The organism is Paraburkholderia sp. Tr-20389 (genome assembly GCF_017104565.1).
Taxonomy (GTDB): Bacteria; Pseudomonadota; Gammaproteobacteria; order Burkholderiales; family Burkholderiaceae; genus Paraburkholderia.
Genome location: NZ_JAAGPD010000110.1, coordinates 1 through 1,233, shown reverse-complemented (window position 1 = coordinate 1,233; position 1,233 = coordinate 1). Strand labels below are relative to the sequence as shown.

General features: G+C 64.1%; 1 protein-coding gene. It reads right to left on the bottom strand.

The genetic code is table 11. The features are described 5' to 3' along the window. Positions 1 to 1,232: formyl-CoA transferase (gene frc / locus G3N95_RS40375; RefSeq protein ID WP_205975647.1), on the bottom strand; the 1,232-nt coding region annotated here is incomplete at its 3' end. Position 1,233 lies beyond the last annotated feature (1 nt).

Here is a 1,233-nt window from a genome sequence, read left to right as displayed (position 1 = left end):
GTCCTGAGCGCTTCGATCTGTGCGGACGAGTAGCCGAGTTCGGCCATCACTTCGTCGGTGTGTTCGCCGAGCAGCGGCGAACGTGTGACTTCCGTCGGGCTGTCCGACAGCTTGATCGGGTTGCCCACCGTCAGATACTTGCCGCGCACCGGGTGATCGACTTCGACGATCGTGCCTGTCTTACGCAGCGAGTCGTCTTCCATGATTTCCTTCATCGACAGGATCGGGCCGCACGGAATGTCGTACTTGTTGAGGATTTCCATTGCCTCGAACTTGGTCTTCGTCATCGTCCAGCGTTCGACTTCCGCGAAGATTTCCTTCAGGCGCGGCAGGCGGGCATTGGGCGTCGCGTAGTCCGGGTCCGTCGCCCACTCCTCCTTGCCGATCACGTTGCAGATCTTCACCCACACGGGTGCCTGCGTGATGAAGTAGATGTACGCGTTCGGGTCATGCTCCCAGCCCTTGCACTTGAGAATCCAGCCCGGCTGTCCGCCGCCCGATGCATTGCCCGCGCGCGGCACCGCTTCGCCGAAGGTGCCGTTCGGATACTGCGGGTACTCCTTCATCACGCCCGTGCGCTCCAGCCGCTGCTGGTCGCGCAGCTTCACGCGGCACAGGTTCAGCACGCCGTCCTGCATCGCGGCGAGCACCTTCTGGCCGCGGCCCGTCATCGTGCGCTGATAGAGCGCGGTGACGATGCCCAGCGCGAGATGCAGGCCCGTGCCGCTGTCGCCGATCTGCGCGCCCGTCACCACGGGCGGACCGTCGTCGAAGCCCGTCGTCGAGGCCGCGCCGCCCACGCACTGCGCGACGTTCTCGTAGACCTTGCAGTCTTCATAGGGACCGGGACCGAAGCCTTTGACGGACGCGACGATCATCTTCGGATTGAGTTCCTGGATGCGCTCCCAGGTGAAGCCCATGCGGTCGAGCGCGCCGGGCGCGAAGTTCTCCACCATCACGTCGCACTTCTGGATCAGCGCCTCGAGCACGAGCTTGCCTTCGGGGTTCTTCGTGTCGATGGTCACCGAGCGCTTGTTGTGGTTGAGCATCGTGAAGTAGAGGCTGTCCGCGTCGGGGACATCGCGCAGCTGCTCGCGCGTGATGTCGCCGGCGCCGGCGCGCTCCACCTTGATCACATCCGCGCCGAACCACGCGAGCAACTGCGTGCAGGTCGGGCCTGATTGCACATGCGTGAAATCGAGAATGCGCACACCGTCGAGTGCCTTGCCCATG